At 42.7% G+C, this 25,735-nt stretch carries 24 protein-coding genes; 9 read left to right on the forward strand and 15 right to left on the reverse strand.

The annotated features are described in order from the left end of the window. Window positions 1-4 precede the first annotated feature (4 nt). Window positions 5-1,825 (forward strand): CocE/NonD family hydrolase, encoded by a 1,821-nt coding sequence (locus J6836_RS08695; protein WP_219248549.1) that lies wholly within the window; start codon window positions 5-7, stop codon window positions 1,823-1,825. A gap of 74 nt (window positions 1,826-1,899) precedes the next feature. On the opposite strand, the gene J6836_RS08700 is transcribed toward J6836_RS08695, so the two are convergent. The 7 genes from J6836_RS08700 to J6836_RS08730 all read right to left on the reverse strand — a co-directional run bounded on the left by J6836_RS08700 (window position 1,900) and on the right by J6836_RS08730 (window position 11,446). Further along, window positions 1,900-3,042: an ABC transporter substrate-binding protein gene (locus J6836_RS08700; RefSeq protein WP_219248551.1), complete on the reverse strand. Its 1,143-nt coding sequence runs from the start codon at window positions 3,040-3,042 to the stop codon at window positions 1,900-1,902. A 15-nt stretch (window positions 3,043-3,057) separates the two neighbouring features. Next, the gene (locus J6836_RS08705; RefSeq protein ID WP_219248553.1) at window positions 3,058-5,181 is read right to left on the reverse strand and encodes a TonB-dependent receptor family protein; all 2,124 of its coding nucleotides are present in this window, start codon (window positions 5,179-5,181) and stop codon (window positions 3,058-3,060) included. A 202-nt stretch (window positions 5,182-5,383) separates the two neighbouring features. Beyond that, window positions 5,384-6,229 (reverse strand): dimethyl sulfoxide reductase anchor subunit family protein, encoded by an 846-nt coding sequence (locus J6836_RS08710; protein ID WP_219248556.1) that lies wholly within the window; start codon window positions 6,227-6,229, stop codon window positions 5,384-5,386. 11 nt (window positions 6,230-6,240) lie between these two features. Then, window positions 6,241-6,783: a DMSO/selenate family reductase complex B subunit gene (locus tag J6836_RS08715; RefSeq protein ID WP_219248558.1), complete on the reverse strand. Its 543-nt coding sequence runs from the start codon at window positions 6,781-6,783 to the stop codon at window positions 6,241-6,243. Window positions 6,784-6,796: 13 nt separating this feature from the next. Next, complete coding sequence (locus J6836_RS08720; RefSeq protein ID WP_219248561.1) at window positions 6,797-9,379, reverse strand: molybdopterin-dependent oxidoreductase; 2,583 nt, start codon at window positions 9,377-9,379, stop codon at window positions 6,797-6,799. A gap of 29 nt (window positions 9,380-9,408) precedes the next feature. After that, complete coding sequence (locus J6836_RS08725) at window positions 9,409-10,092, reverse strand: TorD/DmsD family molecular chaperone (protein ID WP_219248563.1); 684 nt, start codon at window positions 10,090-10,092, stop codon at window positions 9,409-9,411. Continuing rightward, the gene (locus J6836_RS08730) at window positions 10,082-11,446 is read right to left on the reverse strand and encodes a radical SAM protein (RefSeq protein ID WP_219248565.1); all 1,365 of its coding nucleotides are present in this window, start codon (window positions 11,444-11,446) and stop codon (window positions 10,082-10,084) included. The genes J6836_RS08725 and J6836_RS08730 overlap by 11 nt, the downstream gene beginning before the upstream one ends. Before the next feature lie 735 nt (window positions 11,447-12,181). On the opposite strand from J6836_RS08730, the gene J6836_RS08735 reads away from it, so the two are divergent. Next, entirely contained in the window at window positions 12,182-12,724 is a 543-nt protein-coding gene (locus tag J6836_RS08735; RefSeq protein WP_219248567.1) for an RNA 2'-phosphotransferase, read from the forward strand. Between the two features lie 3 nt (window positions 12,725-12,727). Here J6836_RS08735 and J6836_RS08740 read toward each other — a convergent pair whose 3' ends face one another. After that, the gene (locus J6836_RS08740) at window positions 12,728-13,195 is read right to left on the reverse strand and encodes an Lrp/AsnC family transcriptional regulator (protein ID WP_255586363.1); all 468 of its coding nucleotides are present in this window, start codon (window positions 13,193-13,195) and stop codon (window positions 12,728-12,730) included. Between the two features lie 164 nt (window positions 13,196-13,359). Between J6836_RS08740 and J6836_RS08745 the strand changes: the two genes are divergently transcribed. Next, window positions 13,360-13,971 carry a LysE family translocator gene (locus J6836_RS08745; protein ID WP_219248571.1) on the forward strand — a complete coding sequence of 204 codons (612 nt, stop codon included), beginning with the start codon at window positions 13,360-13,362 and terminating at the stop codon, window positions 13,969-13,971. Here J6836_RS08745 and J6836_RS08750 read toward each other — a convergent pair. Together J6836_RS08750 and J6836_RS08755 are read right to left on the reverse strand one after the other, a co-directional pair. Beyond that, window positions 13,968-14,534, reverse strand: a complete 567-nt coding sequence (locus J6836_RS08750) for a HutD/Ves family protein (protein WP_219248573.1) — start codon at window positions 14,532-14,534, stop codon at window positions 13,968-13,970. The two genes, J6836_RS08745 and J6836_RS08750, sit on opposite strands and share 4 nt — an antisense overlap. Before the next feature lie 96 nt (window positions 14,535-14,630). Beyond that, window positions 14,631-16,055 carry an aminotransferase-like domain-containing protein gene (locus tag J6836_RS08755; protein ID WP_219248575.1) on the reverse strand — a complete coding sequence of 475 codons (1,425 nt, stop codon included), beginning with the start codon at window positions 16,053-16,055 and terminating at the stop codon, window positions 14,631-14,633. 244 nt (window positions 16,056-16,299) lie between these two features. Here J6836_RS08755 and J6836_RS08760 point away from each other — a divergent pair, with 244 nt between their 5' ends. The 5 genes from J6836_RS08760 (at window position 16,300) to zinT (ending at window position 20,607) form a co-directional block, all read left to right on the forward strand. Beyond that, a complete protein-coding gene (locus tag J6836_RS08760) occupies window positions 16,300-17,637 on the forward strand; it encodes a cytochrome ubiquinol oxidase subunit I (RefSeq protein WP_219248577.1) in 1,338 nt (445 codons plus the stop codon). After that, window positions 17,627-18,637, forward strand: coding sequence for a cytochrome d ubiquinol oxidase subunit II (gene cydB / locus J6836_RS08765; RefSeq protein ID WP_219248579.1), 1,011 nt, complete (start codon window positions 17,627-17,629; stop codon window positions 18,635-18,637). Before J6836_RS08760 ends, cydB begins: the two co-directional genes overlap by 11 nt. Further along, window positions 18,594-18,773, forward strand: a complete 180-nt coding sequence (locus tag J6836_RS08770) for a DUF2474 domain-containing protein (protein WP_219248581.1) — start codon at window positions 18,594-18,596, stop codon at window positions 18,771-18,773. Before cydB ends, J6836_RS08770 begins: the two co-directional genes overlap by 44 nt. 155 nt (window positions 18,774-18,928) lie before the next feature. Beyond that, window positions 18,929-19,768 (forward strand): siderophore-interacting protein, encoded by an 840-nt coding sequence (locus tag J6836_RS08775; RefSeq protein ID WP_219248582.1) that lies wholly within the window; start codon window positions 18,929-18,931, stop codon window positions 19,766-19,768. 179 nt (window positions 19,769-19,947) lie between these two features. Next, window positions 19,948-20,607 carry a metal-binding protein ZinT gene (gene zinT, locus J6836_RS08780; protein WP_219248584.1) on the forward strand — a complete coding sequence of 220 codons (660 nt, stop codon included), beginning with the start codon at window positions 19,948-19,950 and terminating at the stop codon, window positions 20,605-20,607. Window positions 20,608-20,683: 76 nt separating this feature from the next. Here zinT and phoH read toward each other — a convergent pair whose 3' ends face one another. The 4 genes from phoH to J6836_RS08800 form a co-directional block, all read right to left on the reverse strand. Continuing rightward, window positions 20,684-21,469 carry a phosphate starvation-inducible protein PhoH gene (gene phoH, locus J6836_RS08785; RefSeq protein ID WP_219248586.1) on the reverse strand — a complete coding sequence of 262 codons (786 nt, stop codon included), beginning with the start codon at window positions 21,467-21,469 and terminating at the stop codon, window positions 20,684-20,686. A 478-nt stretch (window positions 21,470-21,947) separates the two neighbouring features. Then, complete coding sequence (locus J6836_RS08790) at window positions 21,948-22,919, reverse strand: endonuclease (protein WP_219249452.1); 972 nt, start codon at window positions 22,917-22,919, stop codon at window positions 21,948-21,950. A gap of 282 nt (window positions 22,920-23,201) precedes the next feature. Next, entirely contained in the window at window positions 23,202-23,672 is a 471-nt protein-coding gene (locus J6836_RS08795; protein WP_219248588.1) for a threonine/serine exporter, read from the reverse strand. After that, a complete protein-coding gene (locus J6836_RS08800) occupies window positions 23,663-24,475 on the reverse strand; it encodes a threonine/serine ThrE exporter family protein (protein ID WP_219248590.1) in 813 nt (270 codons plus the stop codon). The genes J6836_RS08795 and J6836_RS08800 overlap by 10 nt, the downstream gene beginning before the upstream one ends. Window positions 24,476-24,673: 198 nt before the next feature. Here J6836_RS08800 and J6836_RS08805 point away from each other — a divergent pair, with 198 nt between their 5' ends. Continuing rightward, window positions 24,674-25,303 carry a TetR/AcrR family transcriptional regulator gene (locus J6836_RS08805; protein WP_219248592.1) on the forward strand — a complete coding sequence of 210 codons (630 nt, stop codon included), beginning with the start codon at window positions 24,674-24,676 and terminating at the stop codon, window positions 25,301-25,303. Window positions 25,304-25,311: 8 nt separating this feature from the next. Here J6836_RS08805 and J6836_RS08810 read toward each other — a convergent pair whose 3' ends face one another. Then, window positions 25,312-25,713, reverse strand: coding sequence for a hypothetical protein (locus J6836_RS08810; RefSeq protein WP_219248594.1), 402 nt, complete (start codon window positions 25,711-25,713; stop codon window positions 25,312-25,314). Window positions 25,714-25,735 lie beyond the last annotated feature (22 nt).

Genomic DNA, 25,735 nt, shown 5'->3' on the forward strand with positions numbered 1-25,735 from the left:
CCGTATGGATATGAAGAATTTCCGCATTGTTATGCGTGATGGAATAACCCTTTCAACGGATGTCTATTTTCCACAGGAAGCAGAGGCCTCACCTTGCCCCGTGATTATTGAACGCACACCTTATGATAAAACCGCCCCTTCCCGTTCTGAAAAGACAGTTGCAGGGCACCAGATTACGCGTCAGGAGATGGCGCGTTGTTTCACCAATGCAGGCTTTATTGTTATCTATCAAGACTGCCGAGGCCGTTATGAGTCTGAAGGTAAATTCACTAAATATATTAATGAGGCAGAAGACGGCTTCGATACATTACAGTGGATTATGGGGCAACCTTGGTGTAACGGAAAAATCGGCTCGATGGGGTTATCTTACGCTGCACACACACAATTAGCGATGGCCTGTTTGAACCCTCCAGGTTTATCTACCATGGTGTTAGATTCCGGTGGTTTTGCTAATGCATTTCAGTGTGGTATTCGCCAAGGAGGAGCCTTTGAACTTAAGCAAGCTACTTGGGCCTATAAACAAGCGAAACTCAGCCCTCTAGCCCAACAATCTTCCACGGTTTCAACGGCTTTATCACAAGAGAATATCCACGACTGGTTTGCTGCTATGCCATGGCACCAAGGGCATACATTACTAAAACATGTGCCTGAATATGAGTCTTATTTATTCGAGCAATGGGAAGAAGAGTGTTTTACCGATTACTGGAAAAAAATCGGTATCTACGCAGAAGGCTATTACGACCAGATCCCCGATATCCCCGTATTATTTATGTCCAGTTGGTATGATGCCTATGTGAGCTCGACATTAGATAACTACCGTGCATTCACCACAACAAAGCAATCACCACAAAAATTAATCATGGGCCCTTGGTTGCATGGCGACCGAAACATTACCCATAGCGGTAATGCTGAATTTGGTGAAGTTGCCGCCTTTGACCACAATGTCAGTGAAGATTGGTTAGCCTGCCGCTTAGCATGGTTCGAAACACATTTAAAAGGCCTTAATCCACCAAAACAGCAACAAGATATCACTTTTTTTATGATGGGTGGCGGTAGTGGTAAACGCAATCCTGAGGGGCGTTTAGAACATGGCGGTGAATGGGTTCACCATCAAGAGTGGCCATTACCCAATGTTGAAAATATTCCTTTTTATCTTTGGGGAAATCAATCTCTCCAGAGTGAAGAGTGCCCCAAACAAACAACAATATCCTATTGCTATGACCCTAAAAACCCTGTTCCAACCATCGGTGGCGCCTTAACATCAGGCCAGCCTATTTTTTGGGGTGGTGCGTTCGACCAACGTGAACTGCCTGATTTTTTTGGCAGCCAACAAAATAACCTGCCGCTTTCCGCTCGCTCTGATGTTTTAGTTTTTGAAACCGAGATTTTACAAGAAGATATCTGTTTGGCTGGTGATATTGAAGTGTCGTTGTGGGTGAGTAGTGATGCCCTAGATACTGATTTTACGGCAAAATTGATTGATGTTTACCCGCCGAGTGAAGATTACCCGCAAGGTTATGCAATGAATATTACTGATGGGATCTTCCGTTGCCGTTTTCATCAGGGGTATGAGCAAAAAACCTTATTAACCCCTAATGAAGTCGTCGAAATTAAAATCAAACCGTTTGCTTGCGCTAACCGTTTTGTAAAAGGACACCGTATTCGGTTAGATATTTCCAGTAGCAATTTCCCCAAATATGATTTTAACACCAATACAGGTGAAACTATCGCGGGGGATAGAACATGGAAAGTCGCACGTAACAGTATTCATATTTCCCAAAAATACCCATCTAAAATTATGTTACCTGTGGTCAAAAAAGCATAATTAATTCAGACTGATATTTTCAAATATATTGGCCTGCTCTTGCACTCAAGCAGGCCAATAAAGAAGGCACGTTTTTACTCCGCTTTAACCCAGAACACACCATCGCCCTCTAATGCCGTAAAGGTTTTGTGCAGATAATCGCTATCCGCTTGTGGGTCGAGTTCAGTAAATAAATTTGGATGTAAAAACTTCGCTATCGCTTCCACCGCAATAATATTAAACGGGGTATCGTAATATTGCTGGTATAACGCTAAAACCTGTTTGTTTTGGTACGCTGATAATGAGCGCAGTTTAGGGCGTTCCATCAGCTTGGTTAGCCTTGCCTGCGATTTAGCTTTATCGCCCGTATACCCTAAAGGTACTGAAGAGCTGCCTTTACGCGTGCTATCCCAATCCGCGGCGGTCATTAAGTAATAGTCGGGATTGCTGTGAATTAACTGTTCTTCGTTAATTTCACCACCCATTCCAGTGCTGAACCACTGTGAACCGAGGTTATTTCCTCCTGCTATTTCAACAAATTCACCAAAATTACCATTTCCAAAGGTTTTACAGCAATAATCTTCACCGGAAATCCCCGCGGCTCTTTCGATAAACACACTCGGGCGTTGGCCTTTATCGAGTGTCGCGACTTTACTGCGGATCAAATCCAATCTTTGTTGATAAAACTGGTTAAATGCCTCCGCTTGTTGTGGTTCACCGAACACTTGGCCTAATAATGTCATACTCGGCATAGTGTTTTTCAGCGGGTATTGGCGAAAATCAATGAAAATGACGGGTAAACCGCTTTTTTCCAGTAAAGATAGTGTGCCACTTTCCGTCAACTTGCTTTGCAAACCGATATCAAAGATCAATAAATCAGGTTGAGCGACCAAGGCTTTTTCAACACTAAAATCGGTTGTGTAAGGGTTTGGGAAAACAGGGATTTTGCTTAATTCAGGAAACTTTTTACTGTACGCTGCGCTTAAATCAGGCGCTTTTTTAATAAGTGCATCATCCCAAGCAATAATGCCTTTTAATGGGCTTTGTGGATGCAAAATATTCAACGCCACCAGCACACGGCTATCCGCCAGCATCACTCGTGAAACAGGCGCATTGACGGTAACTTCCCGCCCCGCAATATCGGTCACTGTAATCGGTGCAGCGAAACTCGTCGCTGCACCGAACAGGCTCAATAACCCAAATAAGCAATACTTATTGATAAATCGACTTATCATCATCCTGCCTTATCTTAATTAAAATTTCACCGATGCTTGAACATAATATGTTCTCGGTTGCCCAACGTAGATCCCATAGTTGTTATCCGTCGAGCGAGTGAAATAGGTTTGATCAAATAAGTTTTTAATACCAGCTGACAGTGTTAAATCAGACAAACTTTTACCAAAGTGGTATTCCCCTCGCGCATCCCATACCATATAGCCTGGTATCGTTCCATAACGACCGTCTGCACTTGGTTCTGTCACATAATTACTTGTTGTCCCTGGTGATTCCTGTGTTGATTGCGCATAGGTGTTCAAGTTCCATACCCAATTGCCTGTTTCATAACGGCTACCTGCGGTGATCACTTGGCGTGAATAAAACGGTAAGTCTTTATGGGCGAAATCCCCTTTCTTGCTGACTGCCTTAGTATAGGTATAAGTGCTATACACGCTAACACCATCAAGGGCATCCGTGAGATCCGCTAAGTTGTACCTTGCCGCTAGCTCAACACCTTGGTGTGTCGTCGCGCCTAAGTTAGTCCAACCCGTTGTATTTTCAACATAAAGAAGTTGATCGTCAAAGTCGATATAGAATAAAGTCGCTTCTAAAGAGAGCGCCGTATTGTCGTATTTCGTGCCCACTTCATAGTTATGGGCTTTTTCTGCACTTAACCCGTTAGCCGGTGAATTGCCAACCCCTTTTGTATTCAATTGGAAGTATTGCAAGCTACCAAATGAGGTGCTGGCATTAGCAAATAATTTCCACTCATCATCAATATGGTAAATCACCGCCAGTGCAGGAAGTGGTTCACTGTAACGCTTGCTACGGTTTTGATTTTTAAAACTGTCGTTTAAGTGAATATTGATATTTTCGTAGCGAATACCCGGAATGATAGTCCAGTTGCCGACATCAATAGTGTCATCAAGGTAAATCGCATGCGCTTCCGTTCCGCCCGAGGTGTGTTGGTAGTAGTCATTGGTGCTTGGACGTGTGTTTTGTGTGCCAGCTTGGTACCAATTTGAGCGATAGGCTTTTTCATCTGCAGTTTCATTTAAATAACGGTAGCCCACGGTCACTTCATGGGACATGTTATCAAAACGGAACAATTGCGAGTAACTTGGCTCAATAGCATACGCGGTATAGTGGCGCGGGTAAGAAACCAGACGCCTTTCGTTGGCTTTGTCTTTATGGTCACTTTCAATATAACTACCACGATAGCTTTTGCTGAACCACGTCATTAATTCAAATTGTTTGTCATCTTCTTCATGCTTATATTTCAATGACATATCTTGGCGATTCCCCTCAAAACGGTCATATGGCCGCGTTGATTGGTATGGGTCTGCATTATATTGAGCTTGAGTTAACCCGCCAGGCATTCCAGACATGGCATGATAATAGTGAAAATTCGCTAATAGCTCGTCGTTATCCGTAATGGCATAACGGGTTTTCAACATAAAATCATCAATATCGGTATTATCGTTACTTTTGCGGTAACCTTGCCCATGTAAACCGGAATACAGGATCATCGCACCCGCTGAGTCATCGGCTTTAGAGCCACCTAATGAGGCATCCACTAAGGTCTTTAACCCACCTGTTTTCGCCCCTTGGGTTTGTACCGCCACCCCACCACCAAACGCCTTTGGAATTGGCTTGGTCACAAAGTTAATCACTCCACCTACGTTTTGTGGCCCATAACGTACAGATGCTCCGCCACGGATAACATCAATGGATTCAATACTGCCTAACGAGAGTGGCGACATGGAAAGTTGTGGCTGACCATAAGGCGCTGCTGCCAACGGCATTCCATCAAGTAGGATCGTTGAACGTGGCGATAAACGCGAGGTTAAACCGCGCACACCAACGTTTAAGGAAACATCACTTCCCCCTGTTCCATTACTTTCACGCACTTGAACACCAGGAATGCCTTTTAGTGCATCCGCAATGGTTTCACTGCCCGTTTCTTTAATTTGTTGTTGTGTTTTAACGGTTCGCGCACCGGGATGATTAAATACCACTTCGCTGTCTTCGGTATTTTCAAGCCAGTTACCCGTGACGGTGATTTGGTCATTTTTCGCGTTATCAGCCGCGAAAGTGTAGTGAGAAATCAATGAAGCAGAAATTGCCAATGGCAAAAGTAGTTTGCGTGTTTTCAAGTTCATAAAAGGTGAGTCAAGAAAGAAGATTAAGATCAATAATGATAATTATAATCATTAGTAATAATCAATCATATTTACTCTTTTTTTATAACAAAAATATCTAACAAATTAAATTATTAGCCATTATTCTTTTTTTAGCCTAAAAAAAGAATAATAAAAATCCGAAGGGGTTGCCTTCGGATTCCCAATAACTCAAAAGTTAAAACTAACCTCCAAGAGAGAAAAATACGACGCGCCCAACGCCTTCACCGACAAAAATACACAATGCAGCAAATGACATTACCAATGTAGCATTCATTGATTGGCTTGATTTTTGGCACAATAAGCGCCCAACAAACAGAACGCCTACCGCGATGAACGCCACACGAGCAATGCTCAGGCTGAGTAATCCATCAGGCAATTCACGCGGAGTCATACCCATATAAATTGGCTCACCGATATTGCTCAGTAATGATAATGCACCGAGTAACATCAATAAAATCCCCATCACCCCCACACCCAATGAGGTTTTTACCACACGCTTAAGTTGCTCTTCTTTACCTAAAGAACGCAAAGGGCCCACTAACAATGAAGCGGCTATGACGCTACCAACCAATAACACTGCCCCAAAGAAACTAGCGTAAGTAAATAGGCCGCCCCACAGGTTGAACAGCGTATTTGCGTACAGCGCCGACATTGCATACATGTATACTAAACCCGCGATAGCACTAATAACTAGCAATGCATTATTCGCTTTATTTTTGAGTAGTAACAAGGCGGTACTTAGAAATAATAGTGCCATGTAAATCGCAGTTGCCCACACTTCACGGCTCATCCAAGAGCTGGAAACATGCACCATGGTGTAAAACATGTGTAATGGATTACCCATATGGAATAACGAACCCAATAACCCTACGCACCCTAAAACAAAGCTCGCCACAACAGGCTTTTTAAGGAGCAGTGTTTTTTCACTTCCTTCCAATATGCGGCAAGAGCACAGCAGTGAAACCACCAAGCAGCCAACGGATGCCTGCATAAATAAGGTGAAAATCACCAATGGAAATTCATGCATGATAATTCTCCTTATCCTTTCGTGCCAACAACGAGGTTGGGTTTGGTGATACTTGAACTTGGCAAACCATCAATATCTGCATTCGAGCCATATTTTTTACGCAGTTCGCTGATGAGCCCAAATTCAATTGCGCGCATTGGGCAGGAGTCGACACACATCGGGTTCCCCCCTTGCTCACGTAAATCAATGCAGGTATCACACTTGGTCATCATGCCGATACTGGCATCAAATTGCGGAGCTTCATATGGGCAAGCCCATGTGCAATAGCGACAACCCACGCATTTATCGTGGTCAACCAAGACAACACCATCTTCTTCCCGCTTGTGCATTGCCGTTGTTGGGCAGTGGCTAACGCATTGCGGGTCATCACAGTGATTACATGCAATAGATAGATGCCAACGGCGCGGACGCGGGTATTCCCCCACTTCGATGTCATATACGCGGCGAAAATTACGCCCAACCTCAAGGTCATTTTTGTCTTTACACGCCACAACACAGGTTTTACACCCAATACAGGCGGCAACATTGATATAAAATCCGACTTGTTTATCCATTATTTATCGCCCCTTAAAAAATAATACGCTGTGGAATAGCAACATCTGGAACTAACTGATCACCGTCCCATTTTTCGATGTTACATAACATCGTGTTCCACCCTGATGTTCCTAAACCTGTCGGAACTTGGATCGTGAGCGTATTATCTGCACCCGCCATATCTATCCCTGATTTTTCATCGACATCCGTCCAGCTACCATGAGGTAAAGCCACGACCCCCGGTTTCATGGTTTGCGTGACAAGCGCTGGGCGAACAATCTTCCCATGAGGGCTAGTAATTAATACCGTTTCACCGTGCTTAACCCCTAAGCGTTTAGCATCAGATGCGTTGATATAAATCGGGCTTGGCCACTGTTCACGCAGCCACGGCACATTATCTAAGGTGCTGTGTGAACGGCGTAAATAGTGTGGGTTGTAGATTTGGAACGGATAATCCCCCTTCTCTTTTTTGGCGAAGTCTTTGAAGCTGGCTTCATAGCCACTTGCAGAAGGAATGTATTCTGGGATTGGTGGTAATTTAGTCCAACCGCATTCATCGGCTTTTTCGACTAATGTTTGGCAATAAATTTCAAATTTACCACTTGGGGTTGGGCGTGGATTCCCTTGTGGGTCACGAATAAAATCCTCATACGCGATATACCCGTAATTATCTCCATCTGTGCGCTGTACTTGGTATTTACCGACGGTTAAGAACTCATTCAGCGTCAAGCGGCCTTGCTGTGGTTTCCCTGTAACTTGCCATTCGTCAATATCCGTTTGGGTAATAGTGAGCAGCGGTTCTTTAGTCTGGCCATCTTCACCGATAATGGTTGCTCCATTGAGCTTATTGAAAAACTGCTGTTTTTCTGAAATAGGGAAGACTTCATCCACATTTATCCCAAGGCGTTTTCCTAGTTCTTTCGCAATCCATTGGTCACTTTTTGCTTCATAAAGCGGTGGCGTCACATTCACCGCAGCAATAATAACTTCACGGTTACTTGGGTTTAAAATCGTGCCATCGCGTTCCCACTCGGTCGTGACAGGCAAAACAATATCGGAATATTTTGCGCAGGTATGTGGTACGTAAGCGGCTGTCACCACTAGCTCAACATCTTTTCTATAGGCTTCAATACTTTGGGTGATATTCGCCCGCGTCTGTAATGTCGCATTGAACGGGTGAATGATCATTTGGATATTCGCATCCACATCACCCACCCCACGCTGGCGGAATTTTTTCTCCAGCAATGCTCGGTTAAGCTCATTGTGGTTGATTTTCAAGCTCACAGGGTTAGGCACTGAAGGTAAACCACTTGCGCCAGCCATCACTAAGCGTGTGCCATTATTGCCCGCGGCAAAGTGGCAGCTCACCCCAGTCATACGTCCCGGACGCCCCATATGCCCTGTCATAAAACCTAATGTGGAGAATGCTTGAACCCATCCTTCACCATTATGAATACGTGCTGGCGCCCAACCCGTTAGTAGCGCAACACGGTTTGTTCCGCCGATTTCACGTGCCAATGTGCGAATGTCTGCCTCGGATAACCCACAAATGTTCGCTGCCCATTCAGGGGTTTTTGGCTCACCAGAATATGTGCCTAATAAATAATCTTTGAAGTTGCCTTTCGGGTCGGCTCCTGTTGGCATATTTTTTTCATCGAAGCCAACCGTACAACGGCGTAAAAATTCCCAATCAATTAACGGGTTATCTGGGCTATCCATCTCCAAAAGCGCATACATAATGCCCAGTGCTAGCGCATGGTCAGTACCCGGATTAATTGGGTACCAATCTGCATCCATTAATTCAGCCGTCGTGGTATAACTCGGGTCAATACTGATAAAACGCGCACCCGCTTTTTTGGCCTGATAATAGTTATAGGTTGGGCTACCCGGACTACTCCATGCAGGGTTAGCCCCCCACATCACAATAAGCTGCGAGTTACGCATATCAAAGCGGTCATTGGTGCCGAAAGTATAAAACCCTTCCAATAAACCGAGGTGAGCCGGTGTTTCAAACCAAGCGCCCCATGAGGTAGTTCCCCAATCCCCCACAAAGCCGCCTGCTTTAGCGTACACATTTTGGATATCAACGCCGTTTCCACCCGTGATCCAAATAGATTCTTTACCGTATTTTTTTGTAATACGTTTTGACTCAGAGGCGACAATATCAAGAGCTTCATCCCAACTGATCCGTACCCATTGGTCACGTCCACGTAAGCTTTTATCTCCACCACCTGGAGCCCAACCTTTACGCTTCATTGGGTATTTTAAGCGGTCAGCACCAAAAACTTGCTTACGTTGAGAGCGCCCACGCAAGCAACCCCGTTGTTGTGGGAAATCAGGCGAGTCGGCAACCACGTCATCGGTTTTTTGCCTAACCACCACACCGTCAACCACCAACGCTTTATTTACACAGCGCCCACCGCAGTTATGCCAGCACGCAACGGGCTTCCACTTCCCTTTGGTGACGGCATCAGTGGCTTGGCCAATGGCTTTTTCTTCTTCTGGTGTTGATGCATAAAGCCGTTTGCTCATCGGTAATGTCGCCATCACCGATGCTGCCGATGTCCATGCTATAAATGAACGACGACTTAAGGCTATTTTCTGTCTTTCTGACATTGCTCTTACCTCTTCCTTTCGTTTTATTATTATAAATTGACTAATTCGTTGATTTTCTTTTGATCATTTCGTAAAAATGGTTCTAACAGTGCACTCAATTGGCGATAAAATGGGGTATTGGCGTGGTTATGTAGGTCGCGGCAAAATGGGGTAATAAATGCTAAGAGATGGTTATTTAAAAATAAGCTTGATGCCTGTAATAACACTTTTGATTCATCAGTGAGTTCAGCTTTTAATTCAGTGTATTCAACAATTTTCTGACTCAGATTCCACATAAAATCTAATTCATAACCAATATGGTCTGCGGCTTCGAACTCTTTGTGCCCTAATTCAAATCCATATTTTTGGTAGAATGATTTCACGGCAAGGGTGCTTTCTTGGAATAACAGTTTGTCCCGCGAGACATAAGTCGACTCCCATGGCGCCGCCGCTGGAGCATCAGGCCCAATAAATAAGCGCGTGAAATCCCAATGCAGATCCTCAAAACCGTCAGTACCCGCTTGTAAATTGCGAGCTTGCAAATCGGTTTGCATCGCACTCACTGCATCCGCCATCACAGGCAAACTGTCTTCGCAGGGAAATAGCGCCAATCCTGCCTCACTCAGATATCGCAGTAATTCAGGTGTCGGCTCTTCCATGAGTAAGCGGCGCAATACGTCATAAGCAAACTGCCTTGCATACAAAAAATCTAACGTTGGGTTTTCATTTTTCACAGGAACCTCCCTGTATATCGGTCAATAAAAATTCAGTGGGTGTGGTTAGCTCAATGCGCACTTCTTTAATCAGTGGCTCGCCGTTTTCATCTGGTTCAACGATGTGAGAAGTCAGTGCGATGGGGAGATTTGCCAGCGGTTGCAAAGACAAAATCGATTCAGGGTTAAATTGTAAAAAACCGTGGAGTAACTCTTGTTCGAAAGGCACATTGGCTTGTTTTAAATAGTGAGCTACTTTCTCGCAATCATCCCCAAACACCTTGGCACTTTTGAAAAAGTAATCTTTAGTAGAGAAAAGATAATGGGGGCCCATGGCTTGCTCATCGTGCTGGAAAAACGCGTTACTTTGGTACACTTGCCCCGTATGTTTATTTTCTAAGGAGCAATAATGCACACCGATGGATAAATTTTTTTCCAATGCAAATTTCAGCACTCGTAAGCAGGCTAATTCACTATCCGCAACAGCAAGGCCACCTGCATACCAATAGTTGTAATACACCTCATAAGGTGGGTTTTTTAACTCAAAATTGCGGGCTTTATATTCATGGCTATTTGTGAGAGGAAAGCAAAACTCCAATAAATTGATGCCATCAATACCAATGTCATCGAGTTGCATCAGTAACTGATACATTTGTTCTTCAGTATTAGGGATAACAGGCATTTCCACCATCACCGTAGGGAAAATTTCGCGCGCTAACGCAATACGGTGCAACACCTTTTCAATACGCTCTTTTGGATCATCAATCTTGATACTAAAGCGCACCTCTTGTAGCCCTGCTTTGGCTAATGCAAGGGCCGTATTGCGGTCTAACGGGTCGCCTGCGGTATATAAACGGCTGTGAACCTGCGGTAATTTTTGTTGCACACGTTGAAAGAATTGAATACTTTCTTCACGAAATAGCAGCGGCTCTCCCCCCGTTAATGCAATGTGGGATAATGGATAATTTTGCTCAGCAATCGCATCAACCTCGCCTATTGCATCACGCATTTCCCGTTGAAAACCGTCATAATTTTCTTGATTCGGGTTAAAGCAAAAATAACAATCTCGATGGCATTTTAAGGATAAAAATGTGGTGTGGCTCCCTTCCCCCGTACGGCATTGCACACAGGCGCTAGAGAGCCAACGGCTATGGATGCTTTTGCCATTATTTGCAAAAATAGCCCCTAGCGCTTTTAAATCCGTTTTCAGTTGTTGGATTTCAGTTTGCCGTGAAAAAAGAATTTCAAAATCTAAACCATATTCTGAAATAGCAGATTGTGTCTTTTTCTCAATCGCTAAATAGCGCATAGCATAGCGTGAAAATTTATCATTTTTGAGTGTGGACAGCATGCTATCTGTCATCGGATAGATCATTCATTTACCTTTAATAGGGCTGAAACTTTATTAACCTACGTTGTTATAGAATATAACAATGAAATAACAGCCTAATTAAGACTGATATTAATAGCAGAGTAACAGGTATATACACCTTACCCTTGGTGAGATTGGGATTATTTTATCTGAAAATTAAAATCAGCTATCATTTGCTATATTAATAAACCCAGTATAAATAATTGAAGCAAAATGAAATTGCGCAGGATCAACAAAAAATTCTATATCAGCGTCTTCACCTCACATTAATCAATCAAAAATACCTCATATACTCAAAGCATTACAAAAAACACACACTATCATACCAATTAAGAATGGTTATATATTAATTTATATTTCGAATTATAATTACGTTAAGAAACATCAAGGAAAATAATATTTTCTCTAACATTCAAAATATATTATTTTTTTTCAAAATGTAACACTAAATTTCAAACCAATAGATAACAAATATCATTAACACTACCTATTGCAGTTTTTCATTCATTATTTGAATTTAATAGAAAATATTTTTAACTAATTCAGGGCAATTGCTAACGAAATAATCAGAAGTTAGTCTTTAATCGATTAGAAAAAATAATTTTTTGGCATAAAAATATTTTAGGATTATTTACATCGTTTTTGTTGTGTGACTTCGTTATGATTTCACTAATTAATCACGCTTAGTCATTAATTAAATTAAACTTAAAGGAAATAAATATTATTAACAGGCAGTATATGCAAGACAAAACAATTCAAATTAGCAAGTTCTTAAGCTACGTTTTACGTCACAAACCTGAATCTATTTCACTCACACTTGACCAAGATGGTTGGGTTAGTGTCGATGATTTATTATTACACGCTAATCGCCATGGGAAAAAACTCACCCGTGAACTATTAGAGTATGTTGTCGAAAATAACAATAAAAAGCGCTTTACCTTCAATACCGAACATACCCAGATCCGCGCAGCGCAAGGGCATTCAAGCCAGCAAGTTAGCCTTAATCACATTGCACAAATTCCCCCTGAGTTTCTTTACCATGGAACAGCGACTCGTTTTGTCGATTCAATTAGGCAACAAGGGTTATTAGCGGGTAATCGCCATCATGTGCATTTATCGGACAACACAGTAACGGCTACTCAGGTAGGCGCACGGCACGGCAAACCCATCGTTCTGGTCATTGAAACCAAAAAAATGATGGAGTCAGGTTATCTATTTTACTTATCAGATAACCATGTTTGGTTAACTGAGCATGTTCCCGCCAAGTTTATCCAGCCATAATAGCTACAGCGGCAACGCGTAAGTGACTTTAACAGTTTCCATGGGAACTTCAGTTTTAATACTTTGGATGCTGTTTATTTGTGTTAAATGATCGGCGTGAAAACGGCGATACGAGGCAAGGTCTTGAGTCACTATACGGATTAGCGCATCACACTCCCCCGCCATTAGGTGACATTCCACGACTTCAGGCATCTGTTTAATCTCTTCAACAAATTGGTTGATGGTTTTCGCATCCTGCGTTTTAAACCAAATGCGCGCAAATAGAGACAACCCAGCCCCAATTTTTGCACCATCAAGCACCGCTACATAGCGCTTTATGACCCCCGCTTCTTCGAGCAGTTTTACACGACGCAGACAAGGAGATGGGGAAAGCCCAACTTCCTTAGCCAGTTCAACATTCTGTATTTTTCCATCCCGCTGTAGCACCTGTAAAATACGTCTATCAATGGCATCAAGTTTTATCATATTCATTTTAATTGGCATCCAACGCTCATTTATTAATAGATGTTAATATCCAATGCTAATTTATTGTTATTTTCAAGCAATAAAACAACCCTATACTACAGCATTATCGTTATAATTTTTACGCAGCTGGCCAGTTGCCTCATCAACAATAAAACCAAAGAGGTCATCGTATGGAGTTACACACATTAGCATTATTCAGTGCTACCGTGATCCCACTGATTTGTACACCAGGCCCAGATATTTTATTTATTTCAGCGCAGGGACTTTCAGGAGGGGCAAGTGCCGCTTGGAAGGCTAATTTTGGCATTATTTTAGGCTATGTTGCCCATGCAATACTCGCAGCACTTGGCCTTGCTGCGATTGTTGCAGCATCACCGATGGTATTTCACACAATAAAATGGGTTGGTGTTGCCTATGTGGCATACCTTGCCGTACGGATGATCATGTCTGCGATGAAAGCCAGTGACGTCAAAATCCAAAAGGTATCGAATAAAGCCGTGATTGGTAAGGCATTTTTAACCAGTTTTTTAAACCCAAAAGGTTTACTGGTGTATTTTGCAATTTTGCCTAATTTTATTCAGTTGAGCGAAAGTGTTGCGATCCAATCGCTCATTCTTTCTGCCACTTTTATTATTTCTTGTGTAGTGATTTATGGGGTCATTGGCGTGTTGTTTGCATCCATGCATAAAAAACAAGGTTATAACGACAATAAACGCCGCATTACAGAAGGTGTGGCTGGTGGCTTGTTAACCTTTGCAGCCATAGGGTTAGCCGCAAGCTAACGCGGTAATAATTCAATCCAAATCAACAGGCTATCGGCACTAAGGGGAGTCACTTCACCTTCGCCGATATCTGGTAACCACCAACCACCTTGTCCAACTCCCATTCGGTTACAGTTCCCGCCAGACACCGCCCATTCGCCACTTAGCACAAAAACTAAGCCAGCTTGGTTATTCGGTAATTTACACGTTTCTTTCACTAAAGTGCTTTTTGCTACCCAGCGATCCGCTCGGAAAATAAAATTCAATAGCTGTGTATTCGGCTGGCTCACATTTATCGCCGCGTATTGCTGGGCCGAAAATTGGGCGCTCTCTCCAACATGGCTCAACTGCTGCATAAAATTTTTATTATCAGTTAATGTTATGTTTTGGTTATTGAGCAGGATAGCTAACCTTTCACCTTCGGCGTAGCGTTTAAGGTAGCTATCTTGATTAATCGTCGCGATGCTTGCACGTAATGAATAATCTGAAGCCACAGGCCAGCAAAAAACTTCTTGGCTAGCCCCGCCTCCATCATTCCACTTGAGGTTTGGCAAATCGGTGATATCAAAACATTTAATTTTCACATTACCTCCCAAAACGTTGTTATTCACTGTTTTAGATTTCTACCTAGAGTCGCAAAGTTAATCTTTCAAGGCAATGAATTTACAACGATAATGTGACTAATCGCGCTTCTCTTTAATTAAATAGTGACATAACCGACCTAATGTTTTCATCGCTTCTTCAATAAGCTCAGTCCACGTAAAAGAGACATTTAAACGGAATGCATGGTTAAACTGGTCACTTGTTGAAAACATACTCCCAGGTGCAATGCTAATCCCTTCTTTTAACGCTAATTGATACAAGCGAATTGCATTAAATGGTGGTTCGAATTCTAACCACAAAAAGTACCCACCTTTCGGCATATTCACCTTCACGGAAGACGGCATATATTTGGCTATTGCCCCTAACATCTGGTGTTGTCGCTGTTCCATCGTGAGTCGCAGTTTACGCAGATGGGCATCATACCCCCCTAAAGAGAGGTATTCCGCAATAGCAAGCTGTGTAGGCACACTGGCTGACACTGTGCTCATCATCTGTAAGTGCTGAATTTTCGTGGCGTGATGCCCCGCAGCGACCCATCCCACTCGATAGCCGGGAGCTAAACATTTCGAAAATGATGAACAATGGAAAAAGTGCCCTTTCGTATCTAACGCTTTTGCTGGAATAGGCTGCTTATTACCAAAATATAATTCCCCATAAACATCATCTTCAATTAATGCAATTTGATGTTTATTTAAAATATCCACTAAACGTTTTTTATTGGTTTGTGGCATTGTCCCGCCCAGCGGGTTTTGGTAATGCGTCATTAACCAGCAGGCTTTAATCGGGTATTTGCTGGCAATATCTTCTAATGCATCAAGGTCAATACCAAATAAAGGATCGGTTTTAATAGCGATCGCTTTGAGTTTTAACCGTTCTATAGCCTGTAATGAACCATAAAATGCAGGAGATTCAATCACCACCCAATCCCCTGGCTGGGTGACAGATTGCAGGCTTAGCACCAGTGATTCCATCGCACCTGCAGTGATCACAATTTCATCCGGGGCGACATGAATGCCTTGCGTTGCATAACGCTGGGCAATATTTCGGCGTAATTGCTCATTTCCCGGCGGCAAGTTAGCGGGCGTATTAAATTTGGATAAACGCCTTGCGACAGATGCCAATGATTTGGCTAATTTAGGGTCATCCAATAAGGCAGGTTCTGGAAATGCGGAGCCAAATGGGATAATATCCGGATCCTTGCAAGCTTGTAATACCCCAAATATAGAGGCGTTAATCTCTACATTTTCATTTAAATGGAGTCCTTTTCCCCCTTTAGCTGCCGCAAAAGCGTTATTTCGGTTGGCCACATAGTACCCAGACTGTGGACGTGCGGCGACCCATCCTTGGCTTTCAAGTAATTGGTAAGCTTGTACCACGGTCATTAAGCTAAGACCTGATTGCTTAACGCTTTCCCTAAGTGAAGGTAATCTGTCACCAACTTGCCAGATATTGTCTTCAATTTGTTGACGAATTTGCGCTGCTAACTGTTCATATCTCGTCATAGCCGCCTCAACTGTTATAGTTAATAACTCAATAATTGTTACTATTATAGTTTATCGTCTCATGTTCTACTTATCCACACATTCACCTGACTTTTTTTAACTATAAGCACAAAACATTTTTAGTCGGATTGCGATACTTAGCATTCCGGTGTACGCAATTTTTTTGCTAGGGATAAGCGCCTCGATTGTGACCACCAAGGCTTTAAATGCAGCGTGCCATTAACATATCCACTCAGGGGTCAATATGTTTGGACTAACTGCGCTGGAACTTGCCCGTATACAATTCGCGTTTACGGTCTCGTTCCATATTATTTTCCCAGCCATTACGATTGGGCTAGCAAGCTTTCTTGCGGTGCTACAAGGCTTATGGCTAAAAACACGTGACGAAGACTATATAAAACTGTTCCATTTTTGGACCAAAGTTTTTGCGGTTAATTTCGGAATGGGTGTGGTATCTGGATTGGTGATGGCATACCAATTTGGTACCAACTGGAGTTTCTTTTCAGATTTTGCGGGCGGAATTACGGGCCCATTACTCACTTATGAAGTGTTAACCGCGTTCTTCCTTGAAGCGGGTTTCCTTGGCGTCATGCTGTTTGGCATGAACCGCGTGGGTGAAAAACTGCACTTTTTTGCCACCTGCATGGTTGCATTGGGTACCATCATTTCCACTTTCTGGATTTTGGCATCCAACAGTTTTATGCAAACGCCACAAGGCTTCGAAATCATCGACGGCCGTATCGTCCCCGTTGATTGGTTAGCGGTCATTTTCAACCCATCTTTCCCATACCGCTTATTGCACATGACCACGGCAGCGTTCCTTGCGGCGGCATTCTTTATTGGTGCTTCTGCGGCTTGGCATTTACTCAAAGGCAACAAATCCAGCGCGATGAAAAAAATGTTTTCCATGTCGCTGTGGTTGATTTTAGTGTTAGCGCCTCTCCAAGCGTTAATTGGTGATGCGCATGGCTTAAATACGCTGAAACATCAACCGGTTAAAGTCGCTGCGATGGAAGGCCACTGGGAAAACAAACCGGGTGAAGCGACACCGCTTATCTTGTTTGGTATTCCAAACCAAGAGAAAGAAAAAACCGAATATGCCATCGAAATTCCGTATCTTGCGAGCCTGATTTTAACCCACAGCATTGATAAACAAGTACCTGCGTTAAAAGAATACGCACCAGAAGACCGACCGAATGTATTCATGGTGTTTTGGTCATTCCGCGTGATGGTCGGTTTAGGCTTATTAATGATAGCCGCTGGGGTTTGGGGATTATGGCTGCGTTACCGTAAAAATCTGTATGAATCCAAAACCTTCCTGCGCTTTATGTTCATCATGGCACCATCTGGATTAATTGCCATTTTAGCGGGCTGGTTTACCACGGAAATTGGTCGTCAGCCTTGGGTGGTGTATGGTTTGCAGCGCACCTCAGACGCCGTCAGTGCCCACGGTGAAATGCACATGAGCATCAGTTTAATCGCCTTCTTTGTGGTTTACGGTGGGGTGTTCGGTATCGGCTACATGTACATGATGAAATTAATTCGTAAAGGTATCGCGGAGGACGCAGCTCATGGGCATTGATTTACCTCTCATTTGGTTTGTCATCATCGTATTTAGTATGTTGATGTATATCGTTATGGATGGCTTCGATTTAGGGATTGGTATTCTCTATCCTGCCCTAAAAGATAGCCAAGACCGTGACTTAATGATGAACAGTGTTGCCCCCGTATGGGATGGTAATGAGACGTGGCTTGTGCTCGGTGGTGCTGCCTTATTTGGTGCATTCCCCCTCGCTTATGCCATTGTGTTAGATGCGTTATCAATTCCTCTGACCTTTATGCTATTAGCCTTGATTTTCCGTGGTGTAGCATTTGAGTTTCGCTTTAGAGCAGACGAATCTCACCGCCGTCATTGGGATCACGCGTTCATTTGGGGTTCTATTTTTGCCACATTCGTTCAAGGTGTTGTCGTGGGTGCCTTTATCCAAGGTTTCCACGTGGAAAATCGCACCTTTATGGGCGGCTACTTTGATTGGTTTGCCCCTTTCCCACTGTTTTGTGGTTTTGGTTTAGTTGTCGCATATGCCTTACTGGCATGCGGTTGGCTAATCATGAAAACAGAGGGGCACCTACGCCGCACGATGTACCGCATTCTTCGCCCACTAACCTTATTGATGGTTGCAGTGATTGCGGTTATCAGCTTATGGACCCCAATGCTTAATACAGCGATTTTTGACCGCTGGTTCACGCTGCCAAACTTGTTCTTCTTCTTGCCTGTTCCATTATTGGTTCTGGGTTGTACATGGTTAATCTTAAAAAGTGCGAAGCGCCAGCAACATGACAGCGTGCCATTTTTATCCGCATTGATGTTGATCTTCCTCGGCTTTACTGGTCTTGGGATTAGCATTTGGCCGACGCTCATTCCACCCGCAATTAGCTTCCGTGACGCGGCGGGTCCCTCTGAAAGTTTAGGCTTTATGTTAGTGGGCGCGTTATTCATTATTCCTGTTATTTTGGTTTATACCTATTGGAGTTACTATGTCTTCAGAGGAAAAATTACCCCAGACCAAGGCTACCATTGATACTGCAGTGGTATCCCCTTGGTGGAAAAAACTCGGTTGGATGGCAATTATCTGGCTAGGAAGTGTGTTAGCGCTATTTGCTTTCTCTTCCGTGTTTAAGTTGATGATGACCGCCGCTGGGATGAAAGTGAAGTAGATAACTCAAGTGCCTTATGTTGATACTTAAGGCACTTTTTTGTTTTATGTGAGGCAGATAGGATGAATATAAATGGTTAAATAATTAATAATCGTGATATGATAATGATAATAATTACCAAATAATAAAATTATCATTAACGAAGGAGACCGTCCGTGGCTACTGAACAACCCGTTGAAAAAAATATCTACCGCCCGGCGCCACCGCAGCTTATTCAAGTTAAATCCATTACTGATGTTAGCCCTTCTATTCGAAGCATCACTTTCACAGGTGAAAAGCTTGCGGACTACCCAACCGATAGCGAAGGCGGGCATTTAAAAATCTTTTTAGCCCCTGACTTAACCAGCCAACCCGCTCTGCCTATCCTGAGTAAAGAAGGTCGCAGCTGGCCTGAAGATAAACCTCGCCCATTTGTGCGCACCTATACCGTAAGAGCAATTCGCCCTGATGTTAGCGAAATCGACATTGAATTTGCCATGCATGATGGAGCGACAGGGCCTGCCTATTTATTTGCCCGTGATGCTAAACCCGGTCATTGGATGGGGATCACTAACCCTGGCGGCCCAGACCCGTTACTACCAAATCGCAAACACTATTTTATGGCTGGTGACTCCAGTTCTCTGCCTGCAATTGGCGCATTACTCGAAAAAATGCCAGCAGATGCCCAAGGAAAAGTGGTGCTACGCATGGATAACCCAGCGGATGTACGCTCACTTAAAAAACCGGCTCAAGTTGAAATCATCTGGATTTGTGGCGATATCAGCAAAACCGCTGAATTAATTAGCACATTTAAATCATGGGATATTCCCGCCACTGATTGTGCATTTTGGATAGCAGGTGAAGACCAGATTATTCGTGATTTACGTCGTTTTGTTCGCCGTGAAAAAGGGTTTGGCCGCGATGACATCTATGCAATTCCCTATTGGAGACATGGTTATGATGAAGAAGGTTATCACCATGAACGTCATGCAGTAATGGACAACCCTGACGATTAATTCCGTTTAAATTACCCTCAACGCTTATCAGTTGCGTTATCGCTGATAAGCGTCTCCCTACCCGTTGCCTCTGCTCATTTTTCGTTTATTTGTATCGAATCCCCCTATCCTACGCATTTTTTTATTGCGATAAATGTTATGTTATAACATAATAAAAATAGACATCATCAAAATAGGAAATGACAGTGCATAAACACACATTATTAAATACCGCGCTCAGTGCCATTTTTGCCATTAGCAGTTTTTCTGCTATTGCACACGGCTCACACAGTCACGCACATCCGCAATCAGAAAAAGCCCTTCAAGCTTCAAAAGGCATTTTTGAAGATTCTGATGTCAAAGACCGTTCGTTAAGTGATTGGCAAGGCGTATGGGAGTCAGTTAATCCTTTATTATTAAATGGAAAGTTGGATGCTGTTTTAGAAAGTAAAGCGCAGAAAAATAAAGATAAAACCGTTGAAGAATACCGCGCTTATTATAAAAAAGGCTACGCCACAGATGTTGACAGTATTGGCATCGAAAATAACGTGATTGAATTTACCCAAAACGGTGTCGTCAATAGCTGCCAATATGCCTATTCAGGCTATAAAATTTTACATTATACTTCGGGTAAAAAAGGCGTTCGCTACCTGTTTGAATGTCAAGATGCTAAGTCTAAAGCGCCAAAATACATTCAATTTAGCGACCATATCATTGAGCCGCAAACGTCAGGACATTTCCACTTATATATGGGTAATGAGTCACAAGAAAAATTACTGGGGCAATTAGAAAACTGGCCAACCTATTACCCGTATTCATTAACTGATGAGCAAATTGTTCACGAAATGCTGTACCATTAATCATCAGTAATTGATAAAAAATATGCCCCAGTAATCACTTATGGGGCATATATTCGTTGCTATTGAGGTAAATCAATTAGTCGTTATAGGCCAATAACGCTTTATGGCACAATTGGGATCTTACACAATCATCAATGGTAAAGTTCACCATTGAGACCATTTCATCACTACTGAAACGTTGTAACGCATCCGCAAGACCAGACTGCACCCCATCAGGTAAATCGCACTGGGTCACATCCCCATTCACGATAACCGTGACGTTTTCCCCCAAACGCGTTAAAAACATTTTCATTTGGGTGACCGTGACATTTTGCGCTTCATCTAAAATCACAACGGCATTTTCAAAAGTTCGGCCTCGCATATAGGCAAATGGCGCGATCTCTACCTTCGCAATTTCAGGCCGCAAACAATATTGCAGGAACGAACTCCCTAACCGTTTCGCTAGAACGTCATACACAGGTCGAAAATATGGCGCAAATTTTTCTGACATATCCCCCGGTAAAAACCCGAGGTCTTCTTCTGCCTGAAGAACTGGCCTTGTCACGATGATCTTACTGATATCTTTATTAAATAATGCATCTGCGGCTAGCGCAGTACTGATGAAGGTTTTACCACAGCCCGCTTCACCATTGGCAAAAATTAACTGCTTGTGTTTAATCGAATTAATATAGAGCTTTTGAGCTTCATTTCGTGGCAGGATTGGAGAGCCATCACGACGCTCTTTTGCCATACCGATAGGCTCAATGCCTGTCAGTTCAGCGAAGGACGCAACGTTATTCATGTCAAACCGACCAGAACGTTCTTTACGTGATGAGCGTTTCATTTCACGACGTGCTTTTGTTGCAGCTTTCTGTCTACTCATAGTATTAACCCTTCCAGGTATCAGTGATGTCAATTTCAGATGACTAACTATTCAGAACAGAGAGGAGCTCCCTTCAAGCTCTTGGTTAACGATAAAACAGTGTAATGTGGTTCAATCCTCTTGCTTTTTAACAGGCCATAAAAAAACCGGTTAGTCATCTCACCATGACAATTTCATGATGGAGGCTAACCGGTCTTGTGTTCGTGTTAACAAATACTTACTTCCCATTAGTTTCTCCTGTGATAGCGATAACGTTAAACTAATGAATCTGTATGACACTAATATGACAAACTGCAATATTTTTTGCGACTCAATGAGGCGCTGTTTTTATTGCAGTTTTTACTTACCCTAAATATAGCGCTAATTTTTTTCAGAAGGCAACATTTTTTTAACACATTTTTTGTTTTTTATTTATCACATCAAACTTTCACCCAAAAAAGCGTCAATAATCAATCCATTATTGACGCTTAAGTTGTTATTAACGCGGTTTACAGTTACCCGCTAGGTGATAACCCGCTTCTTGGGCAGCATTTTCATTAGCAAACATAACTGCATTTTTATCTGATAATGTCTTAAAGCCCGAACAATGGGGGAAATGATACTTTTTGGAATTTGTATTACCTTTAACTTCAGCTAAATTTTCTAAGTTAGTTTGCTTTTCAGGCTGTTGAGGTATTGATACAGTTGAAGCTGAAGAAAATTTCACTCCCTCTCCACCATTCTTGTGGTTTAAACTCCACTGCTTTTGCCCTGTCACAAAGGGATTATGGTGCCCCATGACTTTGGCAATGCGTTCGTCACGGGTGCGTTCCCACTGGTTTGGTGGGAATTTTTTATCCCATGCCATCAAGAGTTGCTGCTGCTGACGTGACATAGATAAATTATAACGGTCATGCATATAAAAATAGACACGAGCAACCTGCCCTTTTACCTCATCACGAGGCTCAAATACCTTTTGCTTAAAATCAACACGGCTGCGACACATTCCATAAGGATAAGGCGCATTTGTAGATAATTGCCCAAAGCTAAAATTGCTTCGATCCCCATTCACTTCACCAATGGAAGGTGCCAGATTATGCAAATCGGCTTCCATACGACCAAAAACTGGGTCTGTCGAAACGCAGTTTTTTCGCCCACCATTTTGCCAACATTGGCGCTGATGGCCAAAGACCCACGCAGGCACAATATGTTCCCACTCAATGCGTTCCGCACGGCTTAGCTGCTTACGTACCTGATAGCCGCAAGAGGCTAAATCCACTTGCCCGCCACTTTTGCCTACCCATTCCCACTGGCAGCCGCAGTAAATCGACCCTTCCCCTTGTTTGTTTTGGTCAGAATAGACTTGGGTTTTGCTGAGTACCTTAGCTTGTGTAAATGAGCTAGGTGCTGCAAAAGAGAAAGAAAATGGTAAAAACAGAAAGAAAGGTAGAATAAAACGGGAGAAATACAAAAAACTGGACTGTTTCAAAATAACACCACTAATCAGAATATAAGCGAAAAATTAATAGAGATACGTTAGTGTTATTGCTAACACCCTAATGTATATAGAAAATATCGTATATTCTAATCAAATTAAAACATTTATGGTATCAGCGATTGCCTATTTTTATTAAATAATTACGCTATCGGATTTTCTGCAAATTTAATAGTTTATGTTAGTTTTTATCGTTAATAACGCTAAGTGGGAGTCTGCTTAATAAAGCAAAAAATACCACTTAGGTTTTATTGAATATCAGACACTTGGGCGTTTACGGTACAACCACAATCCGGGTAATGAAATACCGATAGATAATGCCCCTACAATAAAAGAGGCTTTCAAGAAATTTGTCACTAAAACTTCTATTAACTCAGGGCTATAACCATACTGGGAAAGTTTTACTACCGAGATCATTGCCACATAGGCACTAATACCGGGGAACATGGGGATCACCGCAGCAACTGTAAACACTTTTGGGTGAGCCAACCACCAGCGTGACCATTGGATACCAATAATACCAATGAGAATTGCAGCAAGGAAACTGGCCCACTCAATTTGCAGCCCTAACGCCATCAAAATCATTCTAGACCCATAGCCAATCGCACCGAGCAAAGCACAATATTTCAGTGCCCGCACAGGGACATTAAACACCATGGCAAAACCAATCGCCGGAATAGCGGCTAACACCATTTTTTCAATCAACGTTAACAGAAACTCTATGCCCATTCTTTTAGATTCCAGATAGTCATCGCCAACACCACACCAATACAGGTTGCTAGTGTGAGTAAACTGGCCATAGTCCAGCGAGCTAAACCTGTATTCACATGCCCTTTAAACATGTCTGCAACAGCGTTAATCAACGGAAAGCCAGGTACAAGCAACAAGACACTCGCTGCCATAGAAATGGTTTCTGTTACCGCCAAATAAGGAATTTTAAGTAATAACCCCGAAACAGAGGTTGCCACAAAAGCAGTAATACAAAAGTTAATCAATGGATTCATTTGGTGGGAGGTTAAAACCTGCCTGATGTACATCGCACAGCCACTGGCTAAGAACGTGATTAAAGCACTTTCCCAACCACCACCATTAAGCTTACTAAAGCACGCACAGGATAATGCAACCATTAGCACCATCAACCAACGTGGATAACGCAAGGGTTTTATGGAAGACAATTTCTTTTGTAATTGTTTTCTGTCCAATAAATGATGTTCAACTAATATCACGGCATGTTGCACTTCTGTCACCACATGCATATTAATACCACGGTCGATAATTCGTCGTGTTGAAGTTAAGCAGCGGCCATCGATAATTGTCGTTAGCACTAAAGAGTTTGATGAAATTGCACTGTCTACTTGGCTAGCACCGAGTGCAATACCTAATCGAGTTGTTAATTGTTCCACTAACATGCTTTCTGCACCATGCTGTAGCAATAACAAGCCACATTCGATGCATAACCGAGTGATTTCCCGTTGCATCTCAACAGAATCTCCCTCTATAAAACGTTGTTTATCTAATGTACATCCCGCCATTGCGCCCCCAAGATTATGACAAGCATTCAGAAATTCTCTTAAACATGTTAGTCTTTACAAATATCATAGAGCCAACCATTAGCTTAAATCATGATCTCTTTCAGGTAAATCTACGATTCAGGGCATCTGATTTAAACTTTTTTGGTAAAATTACCACTTTATTTCATTGTTCAAACGAAATGGTAGGATCAATCATTCATGAATAGTTCACTCGCCGCCAAAACACCAAAAGGTCGACGCCGCCATCAAGCCATTATTGCTGCAGCCGCGGATGTATTTCTTCAATATGGTTTCGAAGGTGCAACATTGGACATGGTGATTGAGCGTGCAGGAGGGTCTCGTTCTACACTTTATAAAAACTTTGGGGATAAAGAAGGGTTATTTGCTGCGGTTATTGCTGATATGATTGATGAAATTTTTTCAGAATCCGATGAAGAAACTCATCATTTCAATACCATTGAATCTGTACTGGCTTTTTATGGATCGCGCTTCTTACTTAGTGTGCTTAAACCACAATCAATCAGTTTATACCGATTGATCCTCGGGGAGTACAACCGCTTCCCTGAAATCAGCCAAGCCTTTTTCGAACAAGGCCCTGTAAAAAGCTACCGCTTATTAACCCAAAAACTCCTTGCATTGCCGGACGTTAACGTCGATGAAAAAACATTGTTAAGTATTTCATCACGGTTTTTGGAAATGCTCAAAGCCGATGTGTTCATCACCACGTTTTGTGTCGAAAATTTCAAACCCAGCGATGAATTTATCAACCAGCAAATTGCGCTCTCTGTTGATATCATCGCCAGTTATATTCGTAAAATAAGCGCTTAGCCTGCCCTTTAGACTAAAATAGCTTGAGCTTGTGCTTTCGCGGTATGGATATCTTTAGCCAATAGCACCTCTGGGCCATATAACGCAGATAGCATCGGTGCTAGGCGCTCTTTTTCTTCCTTATCACTTCCATCTGGCAGTAATGTCACGACCATCGCACGGCAATGTTTCTCCATCGATTCTTTGGCATGCTTTAACCAACGACGCACATATTTCATACCCTCGATATCTTCTGCAGATGGTTTCTCTTTCGGGGTAATCGGTGGATATACCAAGCTAAATTGTTCCCTTCGCGCAAGAAGTAAATCCATTTCCTCTAACCATAAACGCGTTTCGTCCATTGAGGATGGGAATGCATTCATGACGCAAACAGGCCAATCGTTAGTGTTCACCATAATTTTATTCTGCATAACAATCTCACTGATCTTTACT

It is taken from the genome of Providencia sp. R33 (genome assembly GCF_019343475.1).
GTDB lineage: Bacteria > Pseudomonadota > Gammaproteobacteria > Enterobacterales > Enterobacteriaceae > Providencia.